Annotated in this window: 31 protein-coding genes; 21 read left to right on the forward strand and 10 right to left on the reverse strand. The window is 66.4% G+C overall.

Features of this window, described 5'->3' with window-relative positions; all coding sequences use genetic code 11:
• The first annotated feature begins 182 nt into the window (after positions 1-182).
• A complete protein-coding gene (locus ACFWPH_RS31770; protein ID WP_378755930.1) occupies positions 183-674 on the forward strand; it encodes a pyridoxamine 5'-phosphate oxidase family protein in 492 nt (163 codons plus the stop codon).
• A gap of 12 nt (positions 675-686) precedes the next feature.
• Here the strand turns inward: ACFWPH_RS31770 and ACFWPH_RS31775 are convergent, their stop codons facing one another.
• Positions 687-1925: an FAD-dependent monooxygenase gene (locus tag ACFWPH_RS31775; protein WP_378755931.1), complete on the reverse strand. Its 1239-nt coding sequence runs from the start codon at positions 1923-1925 to the stop codon at positions 687-689.
• A gap of 77 nt (positions 1926-2002) precedes the next feature.
• On the opposite strand from ACFWPH_RS31775, the gene ACFWPH_RS31780 reads away from it, so the two are divergent.
• Positions 2003-2608, forward strand: coding sequence for a TetR/AcrR family transcriptional regulator (locus ACFWPH_RS31780; RefSeq protein WP_378755932.1), 606 nt, complete (start codon positions 2003-2005; stop codon positions 2606-2608).
• Positions 2609-2815: 207 nt separating this feature from the next.
• On the opposite strand, the gene ACFWPH_RS31785 is transcribed toward ACFWPH_RS31780, so the two are convergent.
• From ACFWPH_RS31785 to ACFWPH_RS31795, 3 genes are read right to left on the reverse strand one after another with little or no spacing between them, the layout of a single operon-like run.
• Positions 2816-3052, reverse strand: coding sequence for a hypothetical protein (locus tag ACFWPH_RS31785; protein ID WP_378755933.1), 237 nt, complete (start codon positions 3050-3052; stop codon positions 2816-2818).
• Positions 3034-3360, reverse strand: a complete 327-nt coding sequence (locus ACFWPH_RS31790) for a hypothetical protein (RefSeq protein ID WP_378755934.1) — start codon at positions 3358-3360, stop codon at positions 3034-3036. Before ACFWPH_RS31790 ends, ACFWPH_RS31785 begins: the two co-directional genes overlap by 19 nt.
• Positions 3353-3499 carry a hypothetical protein gene (locus ACFWPH_RS31795; protein ID WP_378755935.1) on the reverse strand — a complete coding sequence of 49 codons (147 nt, stop codon included), beginning with the start codon at positions 3497-3499 and terminating at the stop codon, positions 3353-3355. The genes ACFWPH_RS31790 and ACFWPH_RS31795 overlap by 8 nt, the downstream gene beginning before the upstream one ends.
• Positions 3500-3844: 345 nt before the next feature.
• On the opposite strand from ACFWPH_RS31795, the gene ACFWPH_RS31800 reads away from it, so the two are divergent.
• The 7 genes from ACFWPH_RS31800 (at position 3845) to ACFWPH_RS31830 (ending at position 7471) form a co-directional block, all read left to right on the forward strand.
• The gene (locus ACFWPH_RS31800; protein WP_378755936.1) at positions 3845-4741 is read left to right on the forward strand and encodes a helix-turn-helix domain-containing protein; all 897 of its coding nucleotides are present in this window, start codon (positions 3845-3847) and stop codon (positions 4739-4741) included.
• Between the two features lie 3 nt (positions 4742-4744).
• On the forward strand, positions 4745-4948 hold the full coding sequence (locus ACFWPH_RS31805) for a DUF397 domain-containing protein (RefSeq protein ID WP_378755937.1): 204 nt from the start codon (positions 4745-4747) through the stop codon (positions 4946-4948).
• Between the two features lie 260 nt (positions 4949-5208).
• Positions 5209-6246: an Rpn family recombination-promoting nuclease/putative transposase gene (locus tag ACFWPH_RS31810; RefSeq protein WP_378755938.1), complete on the forward strand. Its 1038-nt coding sequence runs from the start codon at positions 5209-5211 to the stop codon at positions 6244-6246.
• 25 nt (positions 6247-6271) lie between these two features.
• The gene (locus tag ACFWPH_RS31815; protein ID WP_378755982.1) at positions 6272-6466 is read left to right on the forward strand and encodes a DUF397 domain-containing protein; all 195 of its coding nucleotides are present in this window, start codon (positions 6272-6274) and stop codon (positions 6464-6466) included.
• Positions 6467-6518: 52 nt separating this feature from the next.
• Positions 6519-6734, forward strand: coding sequence for a hypothetical protein (locus tag ACFWPH_RS31820; protein ID WP_378755939.1), 216 nt, complete (start codon positions 6519-6521; stop codon positions 6732-6734).
• Positions 6735-6834: 100 nt separating this feature from the next.
• Positions 6835-7074 (forward strand): antitoxin, encoded by a 240-nt coding sequence (locus ACFWPH_RS31825; protein WP_378755940.1) that lies wholly within the window; start codon positions 6835-6837, stop codon positions 7072-7074.
• A 10-nt stretch (positions 7075-7084) separates the two neighbouring features.
• Complete coding sequence (locus ACFWPH_RS31830) at positions 7085-7471, forward strand: type II toxin-antitoxin system VapC family toxin (protein WP_378755941.1); 387 nt, start codon at positions 7085-7087, stop codon at positions 7469-7471.
• Between the two features lie 666 nt (positions 7472-8137).
• Here the strand turns inward: ACFWPH_RS31830 and ACFWPH_RS31835 are convergent.
• Positions 8138-8878 carry an SDR family NAD(P)-dependent oxidoreductase gene (locus ACFWPH_RS31835; RefSeq protein ID WP_378755943.1) on the reverse strand — a complete coding sequence of 247 codons (741 nt, stop codon included), beginning with the start codon at positions 8876-8878 and terminating at the stop codon, positions 8138-8140.
• 36 nt (positions 8879-8914) lie between these two features.
• Here ACFWPH_RS31835 and ACFWPH_RS31840 point away from each other — a divergent pair, with 36 nt between their 5' ends.
• On the forward strand, positions 8915-9607 hold the full coding sequence (locus tag ACFWPH_RS31840) for a TetR/AcrR family transcriptional regulator (protein WP_378755945.1): 693 nt from the start codon (positions 8915-8917) through the stop codon (positions 9605-9607).
• A 141-nt stretch (positions 9608-9748) separates the two neighbouring features.
• Positions 9749-10531 carry an SDR family NAD(P)-dependent oxidoreductase gene (locus tag ACFWPH_RS31845; RefSeq protein ID WP_378755946.1) on the forward strand — a complete coding sequence of 261 codons (783 nt, stop codon included), beginning with the start codon at positions 9749-9751 and terminating at the stop codon, positions 10529-10531.
• Between the two features lie 57 nt (positions 10532-10588).
• On the opposite strand, the gene ACFWPH_RS31850 is transcribed toward ACFWPH_RS31845, so the two are convergent.
• The gene (locus ACFWPH_RS31850) at positions 10589-11695 is read right to left on the reverse strand and encodes a sensor histidine kinase (protein ID WP_378755947.1); all 1107 of its coding nucleotides are present in this window, start codon (positions 11693-11695) and stop codon (positions 10589-10591) included.
• The gene (locus ACFWPH_RS31855; RefSeq protein ID WP_378755948.1) at positions 11696-12361 is read right to left on the reverse strand and encodes a response regulator transcription factor; all 666 of its coding nucleotides are present in this window, start codon (positions 12359-12361) and stop codon (positions 11696-11698) included.
• A gap of 87 nt (positions 12362-12448) precedes the next feature.
• Between ACFWPH_RS31855 and ACFWPH_RS31860 the strand changes: the two genes are divergently transcribed.
• From ACFWPH_RS31860 to ACFWPH_RS31875, 4 genes are all read left to right on the forward strand, one after another.
• On the forward strand, positions 12449-13066 hold the full coding sequence (locus tag ACFWPH_RS31860; RefSeq protein ID WP_378755950.1) for a D-alanyl-D-alanine carboxypeptidase family protein: 618 nt from the start codon (positions 12449-12451) through the stop codon (positions 13064-13066).
• The gene (locus ACFWPH_RS31865) at positions 13063-14424 is read left to right on the forward strand and encodes a DoxX family protein (RefSeq protein ID WP_378755951.1); all 1362 of its coding nucleotides are present in this window, start codon (positions 13063-13065) and stop codon (positions 14422-14424) included. The genes ACFWPH_RS31860 and ACFWPH_RS31865 overlap by 4 nt, the downstream gene beginning before the upstream one ends.
• Positions 14425-15030: 606 nt before the next feature.
• Complete coding sequence (locus tag ACFWPH_RS31870) at positions 15031-15246, forward strand: hypothetical protein (RefSeq protein WP_378755952.1); 216 nt, start codon at positions 15031-15033, stop codon at positions 15244-15246.
• 26 nt (positions 15247-15272) lie between these two features.
• Positions 15273-15698, forward strand: coding sequence for a hypothetical protein (locus tag ACFWPH_RS31875; protein WP_378755953.1), 426 nt, complete (start codon positions 15273-15275; stop codon positions 15696-15698).
• 82 nt (positions 15699-15780) lie between these two features.
• On the opposite strand, the gene ACFWPH_RS31880 is transcribed toward ACFWPH_RS31875, so the two are convergent.
• On the reverse strand, positions 15781-16323 hold the full coding sequence (locus ACFWPH_RS31880) for a GNAT family N-acetyltransferase (RefSeq protein ID WP_378755954.1): 543 nt from the start codon (positions 16321-16323) through the stop codon (positions 15781-15783).
• Positions 16323-17123, reverse strand: a complete 801-nt coding sequence (locus ACFWPH_RS31885; RefSeq protein WP_378755984.1) for a crotonase/enoyl-CoA hydratase family protein — start codon at positions 17121-17123, stop codon at positions 16323-16325. The genes ACFWPH_RS31880 and ACFWPH_RS31885 overlap by 1 nt, the downstream gene beginning before the upstream one ends.
• 572 nt (positions 17124-17695) lie before the next feature.
• On the opposite strand from ACFWPH_RS31885, the gene argC reads away from it, so the two are divergent.
• From argC to ACFWPH_RS31915, 6 genes are read left to right on the forward strand one after another with little or no spacing between them, the layout of a single operon-like run.
• Complete coding sequence (gene argC, locus ACFWPH_RS31890; protein WP_378755985.1) at positions 17696-18748, forward strand: N-acetyl-gamma-glutamyl-phosphate reductase; 1053 nt, start codon at positions 17696-17698, stop codon at positions 18746-18748.
• On the forward strand, positions 18745-19950 hold the full coding sequence (argJ, locus tag ACFWPH_RS31895) for a bifunctional glutamate N-acetyltransferase/amino-acid acetyltransferase ArgJ (protein WP_378755955.1): 1206 nt from the start codon (positions 18745-18747) through the stop codon (positions 19948-19950). Before argC ends, argJ begins: the two co-directional genes overlap by 4 nt.
• Complete coding sequence (gene argB / locus ACFWPH_RS31900) at positions 19947-20861, forward strand: acetylglutamate kinase (protein ID WP_378755957.1); 915 nt, start codon at positions 19947-19949, stop codon at positions 20859-20861. The genes argJ and argB overlap by 4 nt, the downstream gene beginning before the upstream one ends.
• Positions 20858-22057 (forward strand): acetylornithine transaminase, encoded by a 1200-nt coding sequence (locus ACFWPH_RS31905; protein ID WP_378755958.1) that lies wholly within the window; start codon positions 20858-20860, stop codon positions 22055-22057. The genes argB and ACFWPH_RS31905 overlap by 4 nt, the downstream gene beginning before the upstream one ends.
• On the forward strand, positions 22054-23007 hold the full coding sequence (gene argF / locus ACFWPH_RS31910) for an ornithine carbamoyltransferase (protein WP_378755959.1): 954 nt from the start codon (positions 22054-22056) through the stop codon (positions 23005-23007). Before ACFWPH_RS31905 ends, argF begins: the two co-directional genes overlap by 4 nt.
• Complete coding sequence (locus ACFWPH_RS31915; RefSeq protein ID WP_378755960.1) at positions 23004-23513, forward strand: arginine repressor; 510 nt, start codon at positions 23004-23006, stop codon at positions 23511-23513. The genes argF and ACFWPH_RS31915 overlap by 4 nt, the downstream gene beginning before the upstream one ends.
• A 65-nt stretch (positions 23514-23578) precedes the next feature.
• Here ACFWPH_RS31915 and ACFWPH_RS31920 read toward each other — a convergent pair whose 3' ends face one another.
• Complete coding sequence (locus ACFWPH_RS31920; protein WP_156052351.1) at positions 23579-23725, reverse strand: hypothetical protein; 147 nt, start codon at positions 23723-23725, stop codon at positions 23579-23581.
• Positions 23726-23981: the final 256 nt, after the last annotated feature.

Below are 23981 nucleotides of genomic sequence, written 5' to 3' on the forward strand. Positions count from 1 at the left end.
TCACCCGGCCCGGCGACCACCGGCCGAGCCGGTACTTCGAGAAGTCTGAACTGCGCTCGGCCGGCTTCCGGAGCGAAAACGGCGGTTCTTTGTGCCGGGCGGGCGGCGTGCCCCGTGGCCATAGGCAGAGTGCGCGGCCCGTCGCGATCCGATTGTCATATCGGCGTCGTACCGTCGGCGCTATGACGACTTGGAGCGAGTTCACTGCCGAAGCACCGCATATCAGTGAGATCTTCCGCCGCCGCCATCTCGCGACGGGCAACCTCTGCATGCTCGCCACCCTCCGATCGGACGGATATCCCCGGATCAGCCCGGTGGAACCGATGATCTTCGAGGAGAAACTGGTGATCGCCGGTATGCCGGGCACCACCAAATTCCGCGATCTCCTGCGTGATCCACGGTTCTGTCTGCACACTGCCACGGTCGACACCATGGTCTCCGACGGTGACGCGAAACTCTTCGGCGTCGTGGTCGACGATCCGGATACCGCGCTACACGCCCGTTTCGCCCAGTTCCTGTACGAGGACAGCGGGATGGACCTGCGCGGCCGGGCGTTCGACCACTTCTTCGTCGCCGACCTCACCTCCGCGTCCTCGGTGGAGGTCGGCGACGACACCTTGAAGATCACGATCTGGAAGCCGGGCGAGGGGGAGCGGGTCGTCGAGAAACGGTAGGCAATCCTGCGTCTACCGGGCGCGTTCCGGTGCTTCGATATCCGGCGGCGTCGCCTCATCCGGCAGGGTGAACGACGAAAGAGTGCTGCTCGCGCCGCCGGCAAGGAGCCGCTTGCGCAGCGCGGCCGGCAGCTTGGTCAGCAAGCGCGTGGCCGCGGCGTTGAACTGCAGGTGGGTACGGGAGCGGGGGATCCCACGCCGCAGCACGCCGGGCGCCACCTCCCGGCACCGTCGCACGTAGTCGCCGAGCTGTTGTTCGTAGACGGCGAATGCGTGCTCGTGAGCGCCGCCGGTCTCGGCGAGGGCGCGCGCCAAGAGATAGGCGCCCACGACCGCAAGGGTGGTGCCGCCGCCTACCGCGGGACCCGGAGCGTATCCCGCGTCGCCCACCAGCGATACCCGCCCCCGCGACCACGAGTCCAACCGGATCTGACTGATCGCGTCGAGGTAGAAGTCGTCCGCCCGGTCCATCTCGTCGAGCAGGCGGGGGATCTCCCAGTCCTCGCTCCGGTACTCCGCCCGCAGCAGCCGGCGCTGGGCATCGATATCGCGGTCCTCGTAGACCAGTTCGGTGGTGCGGCGGAACAGGAATACGGCGCGGGCCTGCCCCGTCTGCGCCACGGGGTACATGGCGGCGATCCGGTCCACCGCGTTGTAGAGGACGGTGTGCGTCGACAGCTCGCGATAGTTGGGCAGGGTCCCCACCGCGAGGTAGCCGCCGAGGTGGTGGCTCACCTCGTCTTCCGGCCCGAATATCAGCTGGCGCACCGTGGAATGCAGGCCGTCGGCGCCGATGACGAGATCGAACCGGCCGGTGCGCCCACTGTCGAAGGTGACGTCGATACCGGCGTCGTCCTCGGCGAGAGCTGCGACCGAATCGCCGAACCGGTAGTCGACCCGGTCGGCGGTGGCATCGTGCAGGATCGACGCCAGTTCGCCGCGCATGATCTCCAGGTGGCGGTCGTCGGCGAAGGCTTCCGAGATATCGCGCAGGTCGACCTCGATCGGGGACCCGCCGGGCCGTTCGTAGCGCAGCGCGGAGGTCTCGACGGATGCCGCGCGGAGCCGGGGGAGCAGATCCATCCGGTCCATCACCTCGCTCGCGGGTGCGAACAGGTCCACCGCGTGACCGCCCAGCCCGAGCCTGGGCCGCGGGGTGCGTTCCACCACCACCGGCGTGAACCCATGGTGCTGCAGCCAGTACGCGAGAACGGGTCCGGCGACGCCGGCACCGGAAATAAGGATGTCCACCACGGCTCCTCGTTCGTTTACTTAACGGTCGGTAAACGAGTTTACTTACCGGGCGGTCAACGCGCTAGGGTTGGCTGATGCCCAGAGTCCGATCCACCGAGACGCGTGACCGCATCCAGACCGCCGCGCTGGAACTGTTCGCCGCCCACGGGATCCGGGAAACCAGCCTCCGTCAGATCGCGGAGCGCCTGGGTATCACGAAACCCGCGCTGTACTACCACTTCGCCTCGCGCGAAGACCTACTGCGCAGCCTGGTGCAGCCACTGGTGGACGAGGTCGAAGCCGTCATAGCCGCGGACGAGGCGCGGTCCGGCGACGAACCCGTGGACGCACGCGAATTGCTCACCCGCTATTTCGATGTCTCGTATGAGCACCGTGCGGTAACCGCCCTGCTGCTCCGGGATATCGCGCCCCTCGGTGAACTGGGTTTTCTGCAGAATGTGGTCGACTGGCGCCGCCGGCTCACCACCCTGCTGGTCGGCCCGGACGCCGGAGTCGCGGACCGGGCACGCGCCATCGTCGCACTGGGTGGTCTCGGTGACTGCCTGGTCCTGCTGGCCGATACCCCGGTGGACGAACTGCGGAGCGCAGCCGTGGACGCGGCCTGCGCGGCGCTGGGGGATACGGGCACTGCCGACCGGATACCCCGTGGTCCCGGCTCAGGTGACGCTGCGGAGCGGTAACATCCGGTTCGGCCGCGCGGCCACCGAGGAATCGAATGTGATCCTGGAGAAGATCGGCTGACGCCCACGTTCCAGCCCCCGATCACGCCCTTGGCTCCCGGGCGTGCCCACGCCTGGCTTGTCGCCTGGCCCAGGGGCTCACGGCGGGGTGAGGCGGCCCCGGTGACGGTCGACAGGCAGATGTGCAGTGTATCGGCCGCCGGCTGCTCATCGGTGCTCGTTCTCCCCGGGCTGGGGGTTTCCGACGTTCGACGGCGCGGTGGCCGGGCAGCTCGATGTGTACCGCCTACCCCACGTGGAAACGCTGTAGTAGCCGCTCAGCGTGGGCAGTATCCGGCGCGGCCTCTCGTCCCGGTCGATCGATCGGGCGAGGAGGATCGTGTATCCGATCGAGCCGAGCATGCCGAGGGTCACCACACTGAGCGCTACCTCTTCCCACACCATGCGGTGTCCTCTCTGCGCCAGCGGTAACCGCGGGGATAGACCCGGCTCGGCGTGATGAGCGCGGCGTTCTCGGTGATGATCCGGCGGATATCGCCGGCGTGCGCGAGTCCGGGAACGATTACGGCCCGCGCGTCGTATTCGGCGGCGTACCGGGCCAGTGCGTGCGCGGTGACGAACGGCCGGGCGTTCGTTCGCACCGTGTACAGCAGTCGGCATCCGTTGCGCTCGGCGACTGTGTGCAGGTCGATATCCGGGGCGGGGATATCCAGCCGGATGAGACCGACCGCGGCCGGTGCCCGTTCAGGCATGCTCACCGTCCTCGGCCCATTGCCGCAGGGCTTCGCGGATCAGTTCCAGGTCGGCGAGAGTGGGTAGCGCCCACGCGGTGGGTAGCCGGTTCACGGATTCGCCGCGGACCCGCACCGGCAATGGCTCTTTTGTGCACATGATGAATCCCCGCTCATGACATAGGATTTGGCGTGCACCCGGTGCGGGGTCGGGCACGTGGGTGTCAGTGGCCTGGTTCGGCTCCACTGGCTGTGTTGTGACAGACCATCGGTTTTCGGCACTCCTGGCGTCGAACCGGTGTCCTCGACTGCGATTCGAGGTGGCCCGCACCGGGCGCGTCCTCAGTAGAGCTCTGGCCCAGCCGGATTGGGAAGCCGGAAACCGGAATTTCCAAGACATATTTCTGGAATTCCTCCACAATCATTGCGGGGCTGAGATTTCCATGTACCGGCTTCCCTGTGCGGGCTTCCAGAATTCACACTTCCTGTTAGCAAAGGCAATGACATGGTTAAAGGGTCGACACGTACGAACTCGTCCACGCTGCCCAGACGGGCGCTGGGCCGACAACTTCGCAAACTCCGTGAACGGGCCGGTTACACGCAATCGGCGGCGTCGCGAGTGGCCGAGATTTCTCCCCAGTCGTATGGGCGCATCGAAGACGGCTGGCAGACGAAAGTCACCGATTTGGGGCTTAATGCGCTGGCCAACGCTTACGACGCCACCGACGCGGAGCGCACGTTGCTACTGGACCTTGCCCGTGAGATCCGAGAGGCCACCGCGTCCGGCGGCGGCTGGTGGCGCGCATACGCCGACGCGATGGTATCCGGGTTCGATCATTACCTTGCCCTGGAGGAGGCGGCGAACTGGGTGACCTCTTGGCAGACAACCGTGGTTCCCGGTTTGCTCCAGACCCGTGACTACCGGCAGGCGCTTACTTGGGCGCTTAATCCGAATCAGTCTTCAGAGGAGGTCAACCGGACGTTGGACCTCGCGCAGCGGCGCAAGAATCTCCTGGATCGTCCCGACTTCAGATTCGAAGCCCTGATCACCGAGGCGGTTCTCCGATACACCGTCGGCAGCTCGTCGGTGATGGCCGATCAGGTGGAACACCTGCTGGAACGGTCGGACACGCCGGGAGTGGAGGTTCGCATAGTGCCGAACGTCGAGACAAGCCCCGTTGGGCTTCTGTCCAGGTCCTTCGTACTCTTCAGCTTCCCTCCGCTGCATGCGTCCAAGCTCCAAGAACCACCTGTGGCCTACATGGAGGGGTTCACCGGGAATCTGTTCGTGGAACGCGATATCGAGGTTGCCGAATACTCGCGCGAAGCAGAGCGTATTCGACATGTAGCGTTGTCGCCATCGGCATCCAAGGACCTGATGCTGCGGATTTCGAAGGAGTGAAGAATGATCGACATGTCCCGGGCCGAATGGTTCAAGAGCAGCCGTAGTGCAGGGGGCAACGATTGCGTCGAGGCCGCCCACCTGGACGGCGGGCATGTCGGCGTCCGCGACTCCAAGAACCCCTCCGGCCCCGCGCTGGTGTTCACCTCCGGTGAGTGGGACGCCTTCCTCTCTGATGCCAAGGACGGCGAGTTCGATCGCCCCTGACTGCTCGAATCACGACCTCCGAGTCCGGTAGCGGAGTCGGAGGTCGCTTCGATCGCCATGAATGCTCCGCGGAACGTACCGGAACAGATCTGATGCTCAGCGGAAGTCCGGTACGAGGGAGCGGACGAGAGAGGGGCTCCGCTATGGAACAGGTGACCGTCTACCGCTGGAACCTCGCAACGGCACCTTGCAACCCGAGTGTTTCGCTGTACTGACCGCCTGTTCGTTTTCTGTCGGTGTCGGTCCGTAAGGTCGCGGGCATGACCGATCAGCGGTTCAATCCGCACGATTCGCTCTTTCGCGGGCTCCTCGGTAACGCCGAGGATGCCGCCTCGGAATTCCGTCCGGTGGTCACCGCCTACGCCGGTGCCGAGTTCGCGGCCAGGGTCGACTGGGGGAAGATGGAGTTGCAGGACACCAGCTTCGTCGACCCCGAGCTGTCGAACAGCTACGGGGATCTGCTGTTTCGCACCACCCTCGACGGACGCCCCGCCTATCTGTATGTTCTCGCCGAACACCAGTCGAGCAGTGACCGGTTCATGGCCTTACGGATGCTCGAGTACATGGTCAATATCTGGTGGCGTCACCTCGACGAGCACGAGACCGGACGTCGGCGTGCGCGTAATGCCGGTGCGGCCCCCGGGCCACGGGCCCGGTTGCTGCCCGCGATCATCCCATTGGTCGTGTACAACACTGCCACCGGTCTCGTGTGGTCGGCGCCGGTGCAGTTCACCGAACTCATCGATCTCGATGCCGGCGGGAAGGCGGCCATGGAGCCGTTCCTACCGGCGTTCCGGTTCCTACTCGATGATGTGTCCCGGCTCGGCTTGCCGGGGTTGCGGGAGCGCGATCTGGCTCCGGCGGCGCGGTTGGTGCTCATGTTGCAGCAGATCGTGCCGGGCAACGACCACGTGGTAGACGATATTATGAAATGGCTCGCAGACGACCTCCACGCCTTGGAGGTCGGGCCGAACGCATCCAGGAAATTACAGATCGTGATCAGTTACGTGATGAAGGTCGGTGACCCTGATCCGGCCGACCTGATTGCGAAGATGGCAACGATCGGCCCACGCGCAGAGGAGGCGACAGTGACCCTGGCAGAACGACTCGAAGCCCGCGGCCGTGAAGAAGGCCGCACCGAGGGAGGTGCGGTGGTGTTGATCGAGTTGATGACCGACCGGTTCGGTGCTCTGCCCGAGGCCGCTGTCGCGCGGATCAAGTCGGCAAGCCTGGTTCAGCTCCGTAGTTGGACCAAGCGAGCACTCAGCGCGCAGAGCATCGACGAGGCGCTCGCCTGACGGGTGAATCACGACGGCCCTCGAGCTGTCTCGGGCCGAGAGGTTCAAGAGTAGCCGTCGTGCAGGTGGGAACCATGGCGTCGAGGCGGCCCATCTGAACGGCGGGCAGGTCGGCGTCCTGGACTCCGAGAACCCCGCGGGCCCCGCCTCGGTCTTCGCTCCCGGCGAATGGGATGCCTTCCTTACCTGCGCCGAGGACGGTGATTTCGACCGGCCCTGACCGCACGAATCGAGCATATGTCGGTGCGAGGACCCGCCGAGAGAAGGTGCCCGTGGAACAGGTAACCGTGTACCGCTGGAACACACGCAACGGCACCGGAGTCTTGTCGCGCTCCGACGGCTCGCTGGCCTGGTTTCACCTGTCCTGCGTCGCGCAGCCCGATGTGCTGGCTCTGCGGGAAGGCGACACGGTGGACGCGGAGATCGAGGATGTGCCGCAGGGGGAGTACACCAGTCGCGCGGTTTCGGTGCAGCGCCACGTGCCCTGACTGTAGCTACCGTGGCTGCGGCCCTCGTCGTGGCCGTACTGGAGTGGTCGGCGGCCGAGGCAGCGCCCATGTGAATGCAAGGCTGCGCTAGAATAGCGCTATGGCCACAATACAGATTCGCGATGTACCGGACGAGGACGCGGAGATCCTGCGCCGGAGGGCCGAAGCCGCAGGGATGTCACTACAGGCGTATATGCGACGGGAACTGATCGCCTCGGCGCGCAGGCGCACCAAGGCCGAGGCGATGGCCACTATCCGGGAGGCGCTCGCGGAGGATACGCGAGCGGGCGCGGATGCCGACTCGATCGTGAGCGAACTGCGGGCCGCGCGTGGCGAGTGACGAGTATGTGGTGGATGCCTCGGCGGCGGCGACCGCGTTGTTGCGCAAAGACGCGGTCGGTGTGGCAGTCGGCCGATTACTCGAAACATCGCTGTGCCACGCCCCCCATCTGATCGACGTCGAGGTCGGGCACGTGCTGCGGCGCCATGAGCGGCTGGGCATGATCGATGATCCGGCCGCCGCCACCGGCTTGCGAATGCTCGGGACCTTGGTGGACCACCGGTATGCCCATCACGGGTGGCTGGCATCCGGGGCGTGGGCGTTGCGCCACACCATCACGTTTGACGATGCCTTGTATGTCGCGCTCGCGCAGCGGCTGGATATCCCGCTGCTTACCTGCGACGAAAAGCTGAGCAAGGCGCCCGGCCTACCGTGCAGAATCGAACTCGTCGGCTGAACTGGACGCCCACAGGTTCTCGGGTGCCGTGACGGTCGTCACGGCGGAGATTCGGATTACACTGCCGGCACGCACCGCCAGTGAACCGAGTACCGCCGCGTCAGCATGGTGCTGGGGTTGTCAGGCAATCAGTCCGAGTTTTTCTTCGGCGTTGTCGGCGCCGACTGTCACCGAGAATCGCGCCCCGAGTGCGCGCGCGAGTCGGTCCAGCACTGTCAGTGTCGGCACACCACCACCGCCGGCCTCGAGCCGGGACGCAGCCGGTTGTGGATCTTCTGCAAGCGACGACCCTCGTCCGGGGTCACCTCCCGCACGAATACTTCCGGTTTCCGGGCCAACGAAACCACCTCCACCGGCAGCATCACTAGCGTCGGTGCCGTGACTGCCGGATCGGCTATACGCCGTGAGGGGGAGGGTTTCCCGGCGGCTCCTTGATTGCGTGGCGGCCCCGTGGCCCGCCTTCTTCTGTGGCATCGCGACACGCCGGACACCACCTCGAAGCGCTCACCGCTCGCTATGACGGCTACCGGGCCCTGACATGAGGCCGCAGGCTGCGCCCGACCCTCGCCCGGCGCACCCCCGGAACCCGTACGGCGCCCGACCGGCCAGGTCGAGAGAACCTGCCTCGCCCAATGGGTTCCGGTGCCGGTGACTGATCGGCACGGATCAGGCGTTGGTGCCGCTGTCCACCGTAAGGGTGGCGCCGTTGATCGATCGGCCCTCCGGGCCCGCGAGGAAGGCGACCGTGGCGGCCACGTCCTCCGGGCGGGCATAGCGGCCGAGCGGGTTGAACTGCAGCTGCTGGGCGGCGTGGTCGCCGTCGGCCGGGTTCATATCGGTATCGGTCGAGCCGGGCTGCACCAGATTGACCGTGATGCCACGCGGACCCAGTTCACGCGCAAGTGCTTTGGTGAAGCCGTTGAGGGCCGACTTGCTCAGGTTGTACAGCGAAAGCCCGCCGAACAGCGCGCGGTCGGTCAGGTTCGAGCCGATGCTGACAATCCGGCCGCCCGCACCCAGATGCGCCATCGCGGCCTGTGCGGCGACGAACGGTGCCCGGGAGTGGATGTGCAGAGCGCGGTCGATCTCGTCGACCGTGAACTCCTCGAACGGCTTGGCCGGGAAGATTCCGGCGTTGTTGACCAGGATGTCGAGCCGCCCCAGCTCCTCGACGGTGCGGTGCACAGCCGAGGCGGCCGCCCCCGCATCGGCACTGTCGGCCCGGACGGTCAGTCCACGACGGCCAAGTGCCTCGACTTCGGCGACCATTTTGTGCGCGTTCTCCTCGCCGGTGTGGTAGGTCAGCCCCACATCCGCGCCCGCGGCGGCCAGTCGCCGCACGATCGCCGCGCCGATGCCGCGGCTGCCTCCGGTCACAAGGGCAACGGTGCCGGTCAGGTCGTTCATACTGCACTCCCTAATTATGTGTCGATCAGTACATAAATGAATCAACCAGACTGCGCCGGCTCGCGTCAAGAGGTATATTTAGCGATCGACACAGAAAGGGACGGCGTGGCTGAACGTGGACGACCCCGCGCCTTCGACCGCGCGCTCGCCCTGCGGCGCGCCATGGAGGTGTTCTGGGAACACGGCTACGAAGGCGCCTCGATGAGCGACCTCACCGCCGCCATGGGAATCAACTCTCCCAGCCTGTATGCGGCGTTCGGCGGTAAAGAACAGCTGTTCCGTGAGGCTGTGGGGTTGTACGGCTGCACTGAGGGCAGCTACACCGAGCGAGCCCTCCGCGAGCAACCCACCGCCCACGCGGCCGTCGAGGCCATGCTGCGCGACAATGCCACCGCCTACGTCGACGGCTCCACGCCGCGCGGCTGCATGGTCGTGCTGGCCGGATCCACCTACACCACGCGCAATACCGCGATCCGAGACTTTCTCACCGAAAAACGCAGGGAAACGGTCGAAGATATACGCAACCGTCTGGATCGCGGCATCACCGACGGCGACCTCACTGTCGACGCCGACGTCGCCGAACTCGCCGACTTCTACGCCACTGTTCTGTTCGGCCTGTCCGTTCAAGCCCGCGACGGTGCCGCACTGGCACAACTGAACCGCTCCATAGACCGCGCCCTGGCAGCCTGGCCGACTACGGATCCCGGCCGAAAGAATGCCGGGCAATGAGGGAGACGAAGCAGAACACAGCCGGGATGTAGAAGATTTCGGTGTTGTCGAACAGGGCGTCAGCGAGTTCGACGGGGATTTCCTCCGCACATCCGATGCAGGCCGTGGCCGGCCGGCCGAACCACCACCGAGGAGACTCAGATGATCAATACTCACCTGGCCGGCCGAACCGTTCTGGTCACCGGCGGTTCCGGCAATATCGGTGCAGCGATCAGTCGCGGGTTCGCCACTCAGGGGGCGCGTGTAGCGATCCACTACCTCGACCAGGACCCGCCGGCTCCGATCGGCACCGAATGGGCGCACATCACTCCCGCCGCGGAGGAAGCGGACAAGCTCGCCGAGGAATTGGGCAACGACTCTTTCGCCGTCGGCGCCGACCTGTCCGAACCGGACGGCGCAACCCGGCTCGTGCGTGCGGTCGCCGACCGCGCCGGCACGATCGATGTCCTGGTCAACAACGCCGCCCACTGCGAAACACCGGACACCGTCGACACTTTGACCCATGCGTCGATGGAGCGCCACTATCGGGTGAACGCCGTCGCGCCCGCGGTCCTCACCGCCGAGGTGGCACGACTACACCACGGAGACGACCCGCTGAGCATCGTCAACATCACCACCGACGCCGCCCGAGCATTCCCCGGCCAGACCGGCTACGGCACGTCCAAGGCGGCGCTGGAAGCACTCACTCGCTCCACCGCACTGGACCTGGCACCGCGCGGCATCCGTGTGAACGCCGTTGCCCCGGGCCCCGTCCAGACCGGCTGGATGGACGAGGACGTCCTCGCCCAAGCGCGGGAGATCGTGCCGATGGGCCGGGTGGGGGAGCCGGAAGATATCGCTGACGCGGTGGTGTACCTCGCCTCCCACCAGGCCCGCTGGGTCACGGGGCAGGTTCTACAGGTCGCCGGCGGACACGCTCTCTGACTGCATCGGTCACCGGCCTCGCGCACCCCGAGCAGGCACTTCTCTCAGCCGTGACGGTCAGTCGCCGGCGTGTGGTGGTGCGGCGGGTAGGTACACGGTGCACCGGAGCCCCCCGGAGGGCCGGGGAGCGAGGGCGAGGGTTCCGTTGTGGGCTCGGGTGATGCTTTGGACGATTGCCAGGCCCAGCCCCGCACCTGCGTGATCGGTGTGCCGGCGTTCGGTGCCGCGGCGAAACGGTTCCACAAGCGTGGAAACCACCTGTGGCGAGAGTTCCTCGCCGGTGTTCTCGACAGTGAGCACCACCGTGCCGGGGTGCGCGCTGGTCGTGACCCATACGCTGCCACGGTCGGGCAGATTGTGCACGATCGCGTTGTGCACCAGATTCGTGGTCAACTGCAGCAGGAGTGCAGGTGAACCGACGGCCGGGGTGATATCGCCGGAGGTTTCGATAGTGATCCCGCGTTTTTCGGCGAGGGGGAGAAGTGTTTCGGCGGCTTCTTCCGCCAGCAGGGACAGGTCGACGTGCGTTCGGGTGAAGGATTGCCGGTCGGCGCGGCTGAGCAGCAGTAGTGCCTCGGTGAGGTCGATCGCTCGGGTGTTGACGGTGCGAAGTCGTTCGACGAGTTCACCGGTGTGGCTGTCCGGATCGTTACGGGCCACGTCGAGAAGTGCCTGGGTGATCGCCAGCGGGGTGCGCAGTTCGTGGGAGGCGTTGGCCGCGAATCTCTTCTGTTCGGCTACATGGGCTTCCAGCTGGGTGAGCATGGTGTCGAAGCTGTCGGCGAGTTCGCGGAACTCGTCGCTGCGGCCGGGTAGCCGGACCCGCTGGGAAAGCGACCCGTTCGCGGCCGCCCGGGTGGCTTCGGTGATTCGATGCAGTGGGGCGAGCATGCGGCCGGCGAGAATCCACCCGCCTACGAGACCGAACACCAGCAGGAACCCCAGTACCAGGAGTGCCGCCGGGACGAAGACGGCAGCGCCGAAGCTGCCTGGATCGAAGACGCGGCGGAAATCGGACAGATCGGGGGCGAACAGGATGTTCGACCTTCCGCGCAGGAGGAACACCCACACGGCGGCCAGCAGCAGGGCGCCCGCGAGCATGAGGAACCCGACGTAGCTGAGGGTCAGTTTGAGGCGAACGCTCACACCCGGCGCCCTGGCCATTTACGTTCCGAGGTCGATGCGGTAGCCGACGCCGGGCACGGTGGCGATGAGCCACGGTTCGCCGAGCCGTTTGCGCAGTGCCGAGACGGTGATGCGCACGGCGTTGGTGAAGGGATCCGCATTCTCGTCCCACGCCCGTTCCAGCAACTCTTCGGCGCTGATGACACCACCTTCGGCGGCGACGAGAACGTCGAGCACGGCGAACTGCTTGCGGGTGAGCGCCACATAGCGACCGTCGCGGTAGACCTCGCGGCGGAACGGATCCACCCGCAATCCCGCGATCTCCCGCACCGGTGGCCGGTTGTGGACGCGCCTGCGGTCGAGCGCCCGGAGCCGGAGCACGAGTTCACGGAGGGCGAACGGCTTGGTGAGGTAGTCGTCGGCGCCGAGTTCGAAGCCGGAGGCCTTGTCGTCGAGCCGGTCGGCAGCGGTGAGCATCAGGATCGGCATGCCGGTACCGGACGCGACGATATGTTCGGCGACCTCGTCACCCGAGGGCCCGGGGATATCACGGTCGAGGACCGCTATGTCGTATGTGTTGACGCCCAGCAACTCCATGGCCGTATCGCCGTCACCGGCAATATCGGCCGCGATCGCTTCCAGTCGCAGCCCATCGCGAATGGCCTCTGCCAGGTAGGGCTCGTCTTCTACGACCAGCACACGCATGTTCTCGATAGTACGAGGCGCCACATATCGCCGGCGTATCCGAAAACGCATACGGGTCGGCAACACCGCTGTGCCTTGACTGGCGGTATGAGTCGAAGAACCGGATTACCATCGATGACCCGCGGGCTGGTGGCGAGTGGCCTGCTCGTCGCCGTCACCGCGCTCACCGGCGCCCTGGTCTATCAGTCGGCACCGTCGCCGGTGCGGTTGGCCGGTGCCGTCCTCCGCGGTGGCGGTGACCACGGCGGCCGGGCTGCCGCGGACGACGGCGGCCTTCCGGACGGCGTCACAGTGTTCGCCGACGAGTATCCCGGCGTAGCCAACCTCGCGCCCGACCTGATCGCGGCCCTGCGCGCCGCGGCGGCCGAGGCAGGCGACGAGGGCATCGAGTTCCACGTCAACAGTGGCTGGCGTTCCCGGGAGTATCAGGACCGGCTGCTGCGCGCCGCGGTGGCGAAGTACGGCTCGGCGGAGAGGGCCGCCCGATGGGTCGCCACCGCGGACACTTCTGCGCATGTGTCCGGCGATGCGGTCGACCTCGGTTCCGATGCCGCGGCGTGGCTGTCCGCACACGGCGCCGCATACGGACTGTGCCAGATCTATCGCAACGAGCCCTGGCACTACGAACTGCGCCCCGAGGCGGTCGAGCACGGCTGTCCTGCCATGTATGCCGACCCCGCACACGATCAGAGGATGCGACGATGACGACCGAAACTTTCGTCACCGAACGACTGGCGGTGGCTCGACCGGTGCGGTGGAATCCACTCACCCGCATCGCGTTCCGGTTCTGTTTCCTGTACTTCGGCCTGTTCTGTCTACTGACTCCGCCGATCGTGTTCGAGCTGACCGGCCCGCTCGGCCGGCAGCTGGGTTCCGGCGCACAGTTCTGGCACATCCGGAAACTGCAGTCCTTCCTCGACTGGGTGGGCCGGGAAGTGTTCGGTACCGGCGTACAGCTGTATTCGACCGGAGTCGGTGACCAGGCGATCTTCTGGGTGCTGTTGTTCTGCATCCTGGTGGTGGCGGTGGCCGGTACAGCGGTGTGGTCGGTACTGGACCGGCGGCGTACGCAATACCGCACACTCGCAGGCTGGTTTCTGCTCGTCATCCGGATACTGCTGGCCGGTCAATTGCTGAGTTTCGGCTTCGCCAAGGCGATTCCGACGCAGATGCCCGAGCCGTCGCTGACCACGCTGCTGACCGAATACGGCGATTTCACGCCGATGGCGGTGCTGTGGTCGCAGGTAGGTGTGTCGCGGCCGTACGAAATGCTGCTCGGCGCGGCGGAGATCACCGCGGCGATCCTGCTGTTGATCCCACGGACCGCGCTGCTCGGCGCATTGCTGGCGCTGATCGACACGCTGCAGATCGTCGTACTGAACATGACCTTCGATGTGCCGGAGAAGATCTCGTCCACCCATCTTCTGCTCATGTCGTTGCTGCTGCTGGCGCCCGAGGCGCGGCGGCTGACACGAGTGCTGCTGCTCAATCGCGCCGCCGGTCCGTCCGCCGTACCGTATCCGTTCCACACTGCGAGATCCCGCCGTATCGTGGCCGTGATTCAGGTCGCGCTCGGTATCTGGATCGCCGTAGCGGCTGTGCACGGCGGCTGGCACGCCTGGCGCACCGGCGGGCCCGACCGCCCCAAGCCTGCCCTGTACGGCATCTGGTCGGTATCGGAGTACACCCGGGACGGACATCCGGTGCCGCCGCTGACCACCGACGAAACCCGATGGAAGACAGTGATCTTCGATTACCCCGATACCTTCACATTTCAGCGAATGGACGACACCCTGGTAACCGTCCCCGCCGACGTGGACGCGGCTTCCCGCCGCATCCGGCTGATCGAGGGGCCACCGAAATACAGGCCGATGACCAAAACTGTCGAGGCTCGGAATCCACTGGGCACACTCAGCTTCCAACAACCCGACACGGACAGAGCCGTGCTGACCGGTGAACTGGACGGCCACCAGGTCACCCTTACGCTCGACCGGATCGACCAGGACAGTTTCCCGCAGCGAAGCACATCGTTCCGTTGGGTGCAGAACCGCCCGAATTTCTGACCTGATCGTTCAGCAGGCCCTGCCCGACCTGTCTCGGCACGAGTGGGTTCAAGAGCAGCCGTAGCCAAGCGGGTAGCGAGTGTGTCGCTGCACTGCAGGCAGGTCGGCATCCGGTACTCCAAGAACGCGTTCAGCTCTGCCCTGGTGTTCCCCCCTTGGTGAGCGGGATTCTTTCCTCGCTGGTGCCAAGGATGGCGAGTTCGGTCGCCCCTGAATACGCGAATGACGACCTCAGAGCCCGGTAGAAGTACCGGGCTCTGAGGTTGATTCGTCTTCGCAGCGGTCCGCGTGGGAGTTCCGTTGCCAGCGCAAGTTGGCTGGAGTGAAACCTATCGCAAGTATTTGCTCTCAGGGGAACCGATCAAGAGATTGCGCCGTCAAATCCCGTATCAGTTCGGATCTACCAGAGTTCGGCAAGCAAAGGTCGGCCATGTCGGCCGACCGGACGGGGAAGCGCAATGCTGATCAATGACGACCTGCAGTGGGTGGGCGACAGTGACGACCGCAGTCGCTCGGCGGCGGGTGCCGCTCGACTGCAACGGCTCTCCGGCTCCCATGCGAACATGTGTCAGGACGGAGAAGCCGGTGAGAGAAAGGGTTCTGCCCATGGAACAGGTAACCGTGTACCGTTGGAACATTCGCAACGGCACCGGAGTCTTGTCTCGCTCCGATGGCTCACTGGCCTGGTTTCACCTGTCCAGCGTCGCGCAGCCCGACGTGCTGACTCTGCGGGAGGGCGACACGGTCGACGCGGAGATCGAGGACGTGCCTCAGGGGGAGTACACCAGCCGCGCGGTATCGGTGCAACGTCACGTGCCCTGACCCTGGTTTCCCTGGTCGCGGCCGTTGTGGCGGCCATGCTGGGGTGGTCGGCGACTGCAGCAGCACAGCCAGGCGTCTATCATTTTCATCCCAATGACACCCGCTATCGCTATGACGGTGCTCATGGCTCGTTTACCGGCGACGTGGTCTATGCCAGCCGGCATCCCGACGGCGGGAACCGTCTCATCTGGTCGCTCCGCCTGTCTTCGGAAGTGCAGAGTCTGATTCAAGGGCCGATGTCATGCGGAGCGTCGGTGCACGGCAAGTCTGGCTACCACGATTCTCACCCGGCGATCCCGGCCGATTACTGGTGGCATTCGGTAGTGACGGGGCTGGAGCTGGACAAGACCTACAAGCTCTACGCGAAGTGTGACTTCACGGCCACGAACGGGCACACTACTGCCCCGGGCAATGTCCAGTACACCGTCGAGTTCACCATGCACTCGTCTTGACATTTGAGCCTGCTGATCTCGTTCGGCCGATCGAACTGCGCTGCTGGCCCAGCGCGACAGCGGTAGCGGTCGCCGTCCGCTATCAGTGTGTGTTGTCGATAGCGGCGAACAGCAGAGAATCGCGCCATGCTCCCCGGACGAACAGGTGGCTGCGCATCCTGCCTTCGTATTCGAGACCTGCTTTCTCCAACACGCGAGCTGAGGCCCGGTTGCCCGGGTGGCATGTCGCGCTGATTCGCCGTAGCTGCAGGCGAGCGAAGCCGAACCGGAGCAGTAGCCGGCAGGCTTCCGTGGCGTAGCCCTGTGACCAGAAATCGCGGTGGAAAACAAAGCCGAACTCGCCTCGCCGATGCTGGACGCTGGTGACACCGATTGCCACTGATCCGATGAGTCTGCCGGAGCGGCGATGGACGGCCGCGAGGGTGAATTCATCCCGCTGTGGTGTGCTGGCTTGCGCGATGGCGTCTACGAGAAATGCACGAGTATCTTCGATACTGTTCGGGCCCCAGTCGGTGAAACGGGTAACCGCTGGATCGCTGCAGTAGGCGTGCACTGCCTCCTCGTCTGCGCTGGTGAACTCGCGCAGGATGAGCCTATCGCTGACCAGCGGTATGTCGGAGATCATCAGTTTCCGGTGAACCCGGGCGGGCGGCGCTCCAGCATGGCGGCGACCGCCTCGTCGTGATCGGCGGTGTGGTGGGTGATCGCCTGCATGGCGGCGGAGAGTTCGAGCAGGGTTTCCAGGCTCTGGTGCTGTCCCTCGCGGAGCAGGCGTTTGGTCATGCGCAGCGCGTGCGGTGGGTTCACCGCGATATCGGCAGCCAGGCCGTGGGCGGCTTCCAGTAGTCGATCGGTTTCGACGACCTCGTTGACCATGCCCCAGTCGAGGGCGGTCGCCGCGTCGATCGCCGCGCCCGTGAACGCCAGCTGGCTGGCGCGGGCCATGCCGACGGCGCGGGGGAGCAGCCAGGCGCCGCCGTCGCCGGGAATGAGGCCGAGGCGGACGAAGCTTTCGGCGAACGTCGCGGTGGTGGCGGCGATGCGCATATCGCACATCAGGGCCAGATCGCAGCCGGCGCCGATGGCGGGGCCGTTCACGGCGGCGATCGTGGGGATCTCGCAGTGGTACAGCGCTTTCGGAATGCGCTGGATCCCGTGCCGGTAGCCCTGGCGCAGTTCGGCGGGGGTGCCGCCGAACATCCCGGCCTTGTCGCGCATGTGTTTGACATTGCCGCCCGCGCTGAACGCCGTGCCCGCGCCGGTGAGGATCGCGACGCGCAGGGAGTGATCCCGGTTGGCCTCGCCCACCGCGGTCTCCAGGGCTTCGATGGTTGCCTCGTCGGAGATCGGGTTGCGCTGTTCGGGGTTGTCGATGGTCCAGACGACGATATCGCCGGTGCGCTCCACGCGCAGGGGTGCGGTCACGGTTGCTCCTCGGGCCACGATGCTGCGGTTGTCTTCGGCAACAATGCCCGATCGGTCCCGGCACTGTCCCGTCGCGGCTGCCGCCGGTCGGGTGGTGGTCGTGTCGTCGGTGGGAAACGGCAGTTCGGTGGCGGCCGGCGGATGCATACGGGTGACCCGCCGGTTCTTGTACTGATGGTTGATCCGCACCGTGAGTCCGGTCAGGTTCCGGGTGCGGGCTGCGATCCGGGTCAACGCATCGGCCAGTTCGGCATCGGCCATATCGTCGAGATCGATATCGAGTAGCGCGTCGACGGCACGTTCCAAGGCGCGGACCTGAGAGCTGAGCGCGCCATTCGAACACATGTTCTAATCCTAGCGCATATGCTGGGTCGCGAACTCGATCGGACCATCGGGTGCACGGCTCGTCCCGGGTGCCCTCGACGTCGCGGCCTGCGCTGTTCGGCTCGCGGTGTGGCTTCGGTGGGCGCACGTGCCGCGCTTCTTGTGGATGATGGGGAGGGTGCCCCGAACCCGTCGATGAATGAGCTTGCACGATCGTGCATAATCATCACATGGCTGATCACACGGATATGCCCGACCGGACCGCGCCCCTGCGGGTGGCCGTCGCCGGTGCCAGTGGTTACGCGGGCGGAGAAGTGCTGCGTCTGTTGCTGGGGCATCCGGAGTACCGAGCCGGGCGCCTCGAGATCGGGGCGCTGACCGCGGGAAGCAACGCCGGAACCGCGCTGGGCACGCTCCAGCCGCATCTGCTGCCGCTGGCCGATCGCATCCTTGCCCCGACCACGGCGGCCGAGCTGGCCGGGCACGACGTCGTCTTCCTCGGCCTGCCGCACGGCCAGTCGGCCGCACTGGCCACCGAACTGCCCGATTCGACGGTGATCATCGACTGCGGTGCCGATTTCCGGCTCACCGATCGCGCCGCCTGGGACCGCTACTACGGCGGGCCCCACGCGGGGAGCTGGCCCTATGGTCTCCCGGAATTGCCGGGCGCGCGGGAACTCTTGCGCGGCGCCACCCGGATCGCCGTCCCGGGCTGCTATCCGACCGTCGCCAGCCTCGCGCTGGCGCCCGCGGTCGCGGCGGGCATCGTCGATCCGGACGTGAACATCGTGGCCGTCACCGGTACCTCGGGGGCCGGCCGGAAACTCGATGTCGGCCTGCTGGGCTCGGAGGTCATGGGCTCGGCCCGCGCCTACGGGATCGCCGGTGCGCACCGCCATACACCCGAGATCGCGCAGAATCTGACGGCTGCCGCGGGTAACCCGGTGCGGGTGTCCTTCACCCCGGTCCTCGCGCCCATGCCGCGCGGCATTCTGGCCACCTGCACCGCCCCGGTGCGAGTCGACGCCGCGCAGGCCCGCGCCGTCTACGAAAAAGCCTATGCCGACGAACCTTTCGTGCACCTACTGCCCGAAGGCGTCCTTCCGCAGACCGGTGCGGTGCTCGGCGCGAATACGGTCACCCTGCAGGTGACCGTGGACCCCGACGCCGGCCGGCTGGTGGTGATCGGCGCCGTCGACAATCTGACCAAGGGCACCGCGGGCGCTGCGGTGCAGTCCATGAACCTCGCGCTCGGCCTCGACGAGACCGCCGGGCTGCCCACCGTAGGAGTGGCCCCGTGACCACCGACGCCAACCTCGTCCACAACCAGGGAGTCACCGCGCCGCTGGGTTTCCGGGCGGCCGGGATCGCCGCCGGACTCAAAGCCAGCGGTAAACCCGACCTCGCCCTCGTCTTCAACGAAGGCCCCGATTACGCCGCCGCGGGCGTGTTCACCAGCAACCAGGTGAAGGCCGCCCCTGTGCTGTGGTCGCAGCAGGTGCTGAAATCCGGGCGGCTGCGCGCGGTGATCCTGAACTCCGGCGGCGCCAACGCCTGCACCGGCCCGCTGGGTTTCCAGGACACCCATCGCACCGCCGAGGAACTCGCCACCGCACTGAGCAACTGGGGCACCGAAACCGGTGCCGGTGAGGTCGCGGTGTGCTCCACCGGCCTGATCGGCGACCGGTTGCCGATGGACAAGCTGATCCCCGCCGTCACCGAGATCGTGCACGAGATGGGCGGCGGTATGTCCGGCGGTACCGACGCCGCGCACGCCATCATGACCACCGATACCGTGCCGAAAGAAGCGTCCCTGCACCACCCGGCCAAATGGAACGTGGGCGGGATGGCCAAGGGCGCGGGCATGCTCGCGCCGTCGCTGGCGACCATGCTGGTGGTCCTCACCACCGACGCCGTCGCCACCCCGGAACAACTCGACAGCGTGCTGCGCAAAGCCACCCGGCGTACCTTCGAACGACTGGACGTGGACGGTTCGATGTCCACCAACGACACCGTGCTCCTGCTGGCCAACGGCGCCAGCGAGGTCGCGCCGAGCCAGGAGGAACTGGAGGCGGCGGTCCTGGCGGTCTGCGACGATCTGGCCGGTCAGTTGATGGCCGATGCGGAGGGCATCACCAAACGCGTCCTGATCACCGTGCAGGGGGCGCGCAGCGAGGACGATGCCCTCACCGCGGCCCGCATCATCGCCCGGGACAGCCTGGTCAAAACGGCGCTGTTCGGTTCCGACCCGAATTGGGGCCGGGTGCTGGCCGCGGTCGGTACCGCACCTTTCGAGCTGAACCCGGATGTGATCTCGGTGTCGTTCAACGGTTTTCCCGTCTGCATCGACGGCACCGGCGCGCCGGGTGCTCGTGAGGTCGACCTGTCCGGCGCCGATATCCATGTGGTGGTCGATCTGCGGCTGGGCGACGGATTCGCGACCGTCCGCACCACCGACCTGTCCTACGCCTACGTCGAAGAGAACTCGGCCTACAGCTCATGACCGAAGCGATCCACCAGCTGTCCGCGCTGGACAAAGCCCATATCCTGGCCGGTGCCCTGCCGTGGCTGCAGAAGTTCCGCGATAAGGTCGTCGTGGTCAAATACGGCGGCAACGCCATGATCGACGACGACCTCAAACGCGCGTTCGCCGCCGATATGGCCTTCCTGCGCACCGTCGGTGTACACCCGGTGGTCGTGCACGGCGGCGGCCCGCAGATCTCGGCCATGCTGAAAAAGCTGGGGATGGCCGGGGAATTCCGCGGCGGTTTCCGCGTCACCACACCCGAAGTGATGGAGGTGGTGCGGATGGTGCTGTTCGGCCAGGTCGGGCGGGAACTGGTCGGGCTGATCAACGCGCACGGACCGTATGCCGTCGGAATCTCGGGTGAAGACGCCCGGCTGTTCACCGCGACCCGCCGCACCGTCGATATCGACGGCGCGGCCACCGATATCGGCCTGGTCGGCGACGTCACCGATGTCCATCCGGGCGCCGTCCTGGATCTCATCGGCGCCGGCCGGATCCCGGTGGTCTCGACCATCGCACCCGACGCCGACGGCGTGGTGCACAACATCAACGCCGATACCGCCGCGGCGGCGCTGGCCGAAGGAATCGGCGCGGAGAAACTGGTCGTCCTCACCGATGTCGAGGGCCTCTACACCGACTGGCCCGACCGTTCCTCGCTGACCAGCGTGATCGACACGGACGCGCTCGCCGACCTGCTGCCGTCGCTGGATTCGGGGATGGTCCCCAAAATGGAAGCGTGCCTGCGCGCGGTGCGCGGCGGTGTGCCGGGCGCGCATGTCATCGACGGTCGCATACCCCATTCGGTACTGCTGGAACTGTTCACCGGGGAAGGTATAGGCACCATGGTCACACCGGCGGCGGACGAGGAAAACGGAGTCAGAGCATGAACACTGCGCAACTGCGGCAACGGTGGTCGAATGTGATGATGCGTAACTACCCCACCCCCGAGGTCGTGCTGACCAGGGGCAACGGTGCGGTGGTGTACGACGCGGACGGCAACCGCTATGTCGATTTCGTGGGCGGGATCGCGGTCAACAGTCTCGGGCACGCGCATCAGGCGATTCTGAGCGCCGTGATGGAACAGCTCGGGACGCTCGGCCATGTCTCGAACCTGTACGGCAGCGAGCCGGTGATCGAACTCGCCGAAACACTGTTGGCGCATTTCGGTGACGGGGACGGTCGCGCCTTCTTCTGCAATTCCGGTGCGGAAGCCAACGAGGCCGCGTTCAAACTGGCCCGGCTCACCGGCCGCCGCAAAATCATCGCCTGCGACGAGGCGTTCCACGGCCGCACCATGGGCGCACTCGCGCTCACCGGCCAGCCGTCGAAGCGCGCACCGTTCGAACCGATGCCGCCCGGTGTGGTGCATGTGCCCTACGGCGATGCGGCGATGCTGGAGCGTGCGGTGGATTCCGATACGGCCGCGGTATTCCTGGAACCGATGCTGGGGGAGAGCGGTGTGGTGGTCCCGCCGCTGGACTACCTCGTACGTGCCCGGGAGATCACCGCCCGGCACGGTGCCCTGCTCATCCTGGACGAAGTGCAGACCGGTATCGGCCGGACCGGGAAGATGTACGCGCACCAGGCATTCGGCATCACCCCCGATGTGATGACCCTGGCCAAAGGGCTGGGTGCGGGTCTGCCGATCGGCGCGGTCCTGGCCACCGGGCACGCCGCCGATCTGTTCACGCCCGGAATGCACGGCACCACCTTCGGCGGTAACCCGGTCAGTGCCGCCGCGGCGCTGGCAGTCCTGCGCACCATCGCCGAGGACGGCCTGCTCGACCATGTCGAATCGGTCGGCAAACGGCTCAGCGACGGTATCGCGGTCCTCGAACATCCGCTGATCGCCGAGGTGCGCGGCGCCGGCCTGCTCATCGGTATCGGCCTCACCCATCCGGTCGCACCGCAGGTCGAGGCCCGCGCCCGCGCCGCCGGGTATCTGGTGAACCCCGCCAAACCCGATGTCATCCGGCTGGCGCCGCCGCTGGTACTCACCGAAACCCAGGCCGACAATCTGGTGCTGGATCTGCCGGTGATCCTCGACGAGGTACTGGCCGAGACGAAAGGAGCCCAGGGGTGACTGCTTCGACCGCCGTCCGGCACTTCCTGCGTGACGACGACCTGACTCCCGCCGAACAGGCCGAGGTCCTGGCCCTGGCGGCCGAACTGAAGAAGAATCCGTTCGCCCGCCGCCCGCTGGAAGGACCGCGCGGGGTCGGGGTGGTCTTCGACAAGAACTCCACCCGCACCCGCTTCTCCTTCGAACTCGGTATCGCGCAACTCGGCGGGCACGCGGTGGTGGTCGACGGGCAGACCACCCAGCTCGGCCGCGACGAAACCCTCGCCGATACCGGCCGGGTGCTCTCGCGTTACGTCGACGCCATCGTCTGGCGTACCTTCGGCCAGCAGCGGCTCGAGGAAATGGCCGGTACCGCGACGGTCCCGGTGGTCAATGCGCTGTCCGACGATTTCCACCCGTGCCAGGTGCTGGCGGATCTGCAGACGATCACCGAGCGTAAAGGCGACCCGAAAGGCCAGGTGCTGACCTATTTGGGCGACGGAGCCAACAATATGGCGCATTCGCTGCTGCTCGGCGGGGTGACGGCCGGGATGCATGTGCGGATCGCCGCGCCTGCGGGTTTCCAGCCGGCGGCCGAGGTGCTCGCCGCGGCGCAGGTCCGGGCCGCGGAAACCGGTGGCAGCGTTGCCGTCACCGACGACCCGTATACCGCGGCAGACGAGGCGGATGTCCTTGTTACCGACACCTGGACCTCGATGGGGCAGGAGAGTGACGGCTTGGACCGGGTCGCGCCGTTCCGCCCCTACCAGATCAACGCCGGGCTGCTCGCCTACGCCGCCAACGACGCCATCGTCCTGCACTGCCTGCCCGCACATCGCGGGGAAGAGGTCACCGACGAGGTTCTCGACGGCGACCAGAGCGCGGTGTGGGACGAGGCGGAGAACCGCCTGCACGCGCAGAAGGCCCTGATCGTCTGGCTGCTGGAACACGAGGGCGCACAGCGACGATGACCGAGGCCCGCACACATTCCACCGGCCCCATCACGGCCGCCACCCGGGCCGGCCGGCAATCGCGGATCATCGCGCTGCTGGCCGCGCATCCGGTCCGCAGCCAGACCGAACTGGCCAACCTGCTCGCCGCCGAAGGGATCGAAACCACCCAGGCCACGCTCTCCCGCGATCTGGACGAACTGGGCGCGGTCAAACTCCGCGCGGCCGACGGCGGCGCCGGTGTCTATGTGGTCCCCGAGGACGGCAGCCCCGTCCGTGGGGTCACCGGCGGTACCGGCCGGCTGGCGAAACTCCTCGGCGATCTGCTGGTCTCCACCGATTCCAGCGGCAATATCGCGGTCCTGCGGACCCCGCCCGGCGCGGCCCATTTCCTGGCCAGCGCCCTGGACCGATCGGCCCTGCCCTATATCGTCGGCACCATCGCCGGCGACGACACCATCGCGGTCATCGCCCGTGAACCCCTGACCGGCGCCGAACTGGCCGCGAAAATCGAGAACCTGGCCTGAGTTGCGCAGCTGACCGCAGCCGCGCGGCTCAGGAGGGTCGGCGACCATCGCGCTGGGGGATCGGCTCAGTGGTTGTTGACGAGTTCCTGCAGGAACGGTGTGGCGAGTTCGATGCCCATCACGCCCAGTGCCAGGGCGGCGTTGCCCAGGGTGACGACGATGAAGCCGATGGTCTCGTAGTTGTCCTGCGCCCACTGCTGCAATGTCTGCACGGTCTTCTCCTCCCTTCGCGATTGCGCTGATGGGATGTGACCAGCGTCGCACCTCTACGGTGGGTGGCCAAGGGCTGTTATCGAGTTGGGAGGCGAGGTGTGGTGTGGTTACCGCAGGTAAAGGCCTATGTGACCCCCGGTTATGAATGAGATTGCACCATCGTGCATAATCATTTGCAACGGCGGCGCGAGCCGGACCGGCAACGGGCCAGCATACTGCTGGACAGCGGTCACCGGATCCCGCGGAGACCGCACA

It is taken from the genome of Nocardia sp. NPDC058499, assembly GCF_042719915.1.
Lineage (GTDB): Bacteria > Actinomycetota > Actinomycetes > Mycobacteriales > Mycobacteriaceae > Nocardia.

Bases quoted from the DNA above. Each gene is read 5' to 3' on its own strand.
- ACFWPH_RS31860 (WP_378755950.1), top strand. From the start codon at position 12,449: ATGAGTCGAAGAACCGGATTACCATCGATGACCCGCGGGCTGGTGGCG.
- ACFWPH_RS31880 (WP_378755954.1), bottom strand. From the start codon at position 16,323: ATGATCTCCGACATACCGCTGGTCAGCGATAGGCTCATCCTGCGCGAG.
- argB (WP_378755957.1), top strand. From the start codon at position 19,947: ATGACCGAAGCGATCCACCAGCTGTCCGCGCTGGACAAAGCCCATATC.
- ACFWPH_RS31790 (WP_378755934.1), bottom strand. From the start codon at position 3,360: ATGCCTGAACGGGCACCGGCCGCGGTCGGTCTCATCCGGCTGGATATC.
- ACFWPH_RS31805 (WP_378755937.1), top strand. From the start codon at position 4,745: ATGATCGACATGTCCCGGGCCGAATGGTTCAAGAGCAGCCGTAGTGCA.
- argC (WP_378755985.1), top strand. From the start codon at position 17,696: ATGCCCGACCGGACCGCGCCCCTGCGGGTGGCCGTCGCCGGTGCCAGT.
- ACFWPH_RS31825 (WP_378755940.1), top strand. From the start codon at position 6,835: ATGGCCACAATACAGATTCGCGATGTACCGGACGAGGACGCGGAGATC.
- ACFWPH_RS31785 (WP_378755933.1), bottom strand. From the start codon at position 3,052: ATGGTGTGGGAAGAGGTAGCGCTCAGTGTGGTGACCCTCGGCATGCTC.
- ACFWPH_RS31915 (WP_378755960.1), top strand. From the start codon at position 23,004: ATGACCGAGGCCCGCACACATTCCACCGGCCCCATCACGGCCGCCACC.
- ACFWPH_RS31855 (WP_378755948.1), bottom strand. From the start codon at position 12,361: ATGCGTGTGCTGGTCGTAGAAGACGAGCCCTACCTGGCAGAGGCCATT.
- ACFWPH_RS31850 (WP_378755947.1), bottom strand. From the start codon at position 11,695: ATGGCCAGGGCGCCGGGTGTGAGCGTTCGCCTCAAACTGACCCTCAGC.
- ACFWPH_RS31795 (WP_378755935.1), bottom strand. From the start codon at position 3,499: ATGTGCACAAAAGAGCCATTGCCGGTGCGGGTCCGCGGCGAATCCGTG.
- ACFWPH_RS31810 (WP_378755938.1), top strand. From the start codon at position 5,209: ATGACCGATCAGCGGTTCAATCCGCACGATTCGCTCTTTCGCGGGCTC.
- ACFWPH_RS31780 (WP_378755932.1), top strand. From the start codon at position 2,003: ATGCCCAGAGTCCGATCCACCGAGACGCGTGACCGCATCCAGACCGCC.
- ACFWPH_RS31835 (WP_378755943.1), bottom strand. From the start codon at position 8,878: ATGAACGACCTGACCGGCACCGTTGCCCTTGTGACCGGAGGCAGCCGC.
- ACFWPH_RS31800 (WP_378755936.1), top strand. From the start codon at position 3,845: ATGGTTAAAGGGTCGACACGTACGAACTCGTCCACGCTGCCCAGACGG.
- ACFWPH_RS31840 (WP_378755945.1), top strand. From the start codon at position 8,915: ATGAATCAACCAGACTGCGCCGGCTCGCGTCAAGAGGTATATTTAGCG.
- ACFWPH_RS31770 (WP_378755930.1), top strand. From the start codon at position 183: ATGACGACTTGGAGCGAGTTCACTGCCGAAGCACCGCATATCAGTGAG.
- ACFWPH_RS31845 (WP_378755946.1), top strand. From the start codon at position 9,749: ATGATCAATACTCACCTGGCCGGCCGAACCGTTCTGGTCACCGGCGGT.
- ACFWPH_RS31870 (WP_378755952.1), top strand. From the start codon at position 15,031: ATGGAACAGGTAACCGTGTACCGTTGGAACATTCGCAACGGCACCGGA.
- ACFWPH_RS31905 (WP_378755958.1), top strand. From the start codon at position 20,858: ATGAACACTGCGCAACTGCGGCAACGGTGGTCGAATGTGATGATGCGT.
- ACFWPH_RS31865 (WP_378755951.1), top strand. From the start codon at position 13,063: ATGACGACCGAAACTTTCGTCACCGAACGACTGGCGGTGGCTCGACCG.